Annotated in this window: 2 protein-coding genes and 1 pseudogene; all 3 read left to right on the top strand. The window is 63.2% G+C overall.

From position 1 onward, the window contains the following. A partial coding sequence (locus A2I95_RS30140; RefSeq protein WP_291735796.1) for a GNVR domain-containing protein occupies positions 1-1,867 on the top strand: 1,867 nt, incomplete at its 5' end. Beyond that, positions 1,857-2,360 (top strand): hypothetical protein, encoded by a 504-nt coding sequence (locus tag A2I95_RS30135; protein ID WP_291735795.1) that lies wholly within the window; start codon positions 1,857-1,859, stop codon positions 2,358-2,360. The genes A2I95_RS30140 and A2I95_RS30135, both read left to right, overlap by 11 nt. 146 nt (positions 2,361-2,506) lie before the next feature. Continuing rightward, positions 2,507-2,745, top strand: a pseudogene (locus A2I95_RS30130) (sugar transferase); the annotation flags it as partial.

Below are 2,745 nucleotides of genomic sequence, written 5' to 3'. Positions count from 1 at the left end.
GTCCTGGGTGCAGGACGAACAACCCGCCATTCCGCTGACGCCGCAGGAACTGGCAGAAGCCGCCCGCCAGGATGCCGTCAGCCTGCTGCGGGACAATGTTTCCGTGCGCCAGGTGCAGCGCAGCCGGGTTTTGCAGATCACTTATACCTCGGTCTCTCCGGCGCTGTCGGCGCGGATCGCCAATGCGGTTGCCAATGCCTATATCGAGGATCAGCTGGCCTCGAAATACGAGGCGACCCAGCGCGCCACCAACTGGCTGAAGGAGCGGTCGGATCAGCTGCGGCTGCAGTCCGGTCTGCTGGACAAGGCGGTCGACAGCTTCCGGCGCGAAAACAATCTGGCAGGTGCAGGCGGCGATCTGTCGTCGGATATTGAGCTGGAGCTGCTGAACAAGCAGGTGGCGGATCTGCGGGCGGAGCTGCTGGCGCTGCAAGCCCGCAGTAACCGCCTGAATGAAATCGTCACGCAGAATGACACCTCAGCCTTTGTCAGCTCGACCGCCAGCCAATCGATCACTGCAAACCTGCGCAGCCAGTATCTGGAGACCTTACGGGACTTCAACTATCTGCGCAGCAGCCTGGGTGCGGATCACGCGCAGACCCGGCGGCGCCAGCGCGAGCTGATCCAGTTGGAAGGGCTGATGTTTGAAGAGATCAAACGCTCGGAGGTGGTGGCCGGCAACGATGTGCATGAAGCCCGCGAACGGCTGGCCAGCCTGGTAGCCGCGCAGGCGGTTGCCTCCGAACAGCTGGGGGCGGACAACACAACCCTGGTGGAGCTGCGCGAGATGGAGCGCAGCGCGGAGACCGTGCGCAGCCTTTATACCAGTTTTCTGCAGCGCTATCAGCAATCGCTGCAAGAGCAGAGCTTTCCAGTGTCGGACGCGCGGATCCTGAACCTGGCGCGGGTGCCTGAAACCCCGAGTTCGCCGCAGCTGGCAAAAATAGCTGCCCTGGCCGGCATTCTGGGGGTGCTGCTTGCGGCGGGCTGGAGCGCGCTGCGGGAGGCGGTGGACACCAGGCTGCGCACGGAAGAGCAGATCAGAACCACCCTGGGGCTGGAGTTTCTGGGCGGGCTGGAGAAGATTTCAGCGCCGCAGCACCCGCCGGAGGCGGCGGATCTGCAGCTTGGCAGGCGGAAGGTGCGGTTTCCCGGCATCCTGCGCTATGGTGCCGGGAAGCCGCTGTCAGGATTTGCCGAGACGCTGCGCACTGGCAGGATGAGCCTGACGCTGAAGGCGCCGCAGCGCGGTGCCAGCCAGATCATCGGTGTTGTGTCCTGCTTCCCCGGTGAAGGCAAAACAACCACCGCTGCCAATTTTGCAGCGCTGCTGGCGGCGCAGGGCGCCTCGGTCATGCTGATCGACGGCGATTTGCGCAATCCGGGCCTGACCCGGGCGCTGGCGGGCGATATTGAGCAGGGCCTGGTGGATGTGCTGCTGGACGGGGCGGACTGGCAGGATGTGCTGTGCGTCGAACAAGAGACCGGCGCCCATATCCTGCCGAACCGGCACGGCCGGGCGGTGCATACCGGCGAGCTGCTGGGCGGCCCGGCGATGGAGCATCTTCTGGGCGCCTGTGCGGCGGTCTATGACTGTGTGATTGTCGATCTGCCGCCGCTGGGGCCGGTGGTGGATGCGCGCGCGGTTCTGCACAATCTGGACGGGCTGTTTTTCGTTGCCAAATGGGGCGCCGCCGATGTGAACCACGCCGCCGCGATCCTGGGCAGCGACCCGCGGCTGCGCGGCAAGTGCTATGGCGCCTTTCTGAATATGTTCGACGCGAAAAAAGCCGCTGCCTATGGCAGTTGCGAGGGGTCGTCTTATGGCTGCGGGAGGGGCTACGGCCGCTATTACAATGACAGCTAAGGCCCTGCTTCTGGCGTTGGCGGCCCTGTGCGCAGGGCTGCAATGGCAGGCTCTGCGCAGCCATCTGAACCACCAGGCGCATCACCGCCTGGCCGCAGAGGCCGGGGCAGGGCGGCTGGAGACGGCGGACAGCGGACTGGTGGGGGCGCTGCTGGCCGCGCCAGCCGGTGCGGCAGCGCTGTTTGATCCGCATCTGCACCGCAGCCGGGCGGTTTTGCATCTATACGCGGCGGATCTGATAGCGGCGGCAAACGGCCTGGACCCGCTGCGGCCCGTACCGGACCCGGAGACAGTTGCGGCCCGGGCAGCCGCCCTGCGCCAGCTTGAGACAGCGCTGGCCCGGCAGCCGCTTGACGGGGATCTTTGGTTGCGCCTGGCTGTGACGGGACGGGCGCTTGGCCTGCCGGAGCGGCAGCTGGAAACCTATTTGGAATTCTCAAGACTCTCCACCCCTTACGAAGGCTGGATTCTGCGGCGGCGAAGTTCTTTCTAACTTAATGCAACTCACGCATGTTTAACTGTGTCACTTTTTAGAATCAATTGACACAATTTTGACTTAATACATAATTGCCTAATGTTTGCCCGCTTGAATGCGGCAAAAGGTTAATATTTTTGTTGAACCTTAGGTGATTAATTTCAATGTTTGACTTTGAAGTCCCAGAACGGGATCTGCCTTATAATTCAGTCCGTCCGCCGCCCCGCAGCACCCTGTCCGGGTTTGTGTTTGCCGGGGTAAAGCGCATGTTTGATCTGGTTGTCAGTTGCGCGATCCTGCTGCCGCTGGCACTGATGTGTGCCGCGGGTCTGCTGCTTCTCAATCCGTTTTGGAACCGGGGGCCGCTGCTCTATTCGCAGCGGCGCATGGGGCGGGGCTGCCG

The sequence above is a fragment of the Leisingera sp. F5 genome (assembly GCF_001593695.1).
The sequence above is the reverse complement of the archived record's forward strand: the minus strand, read 5'-3'. Positions and strand labels throughout refer to the sequence as shown.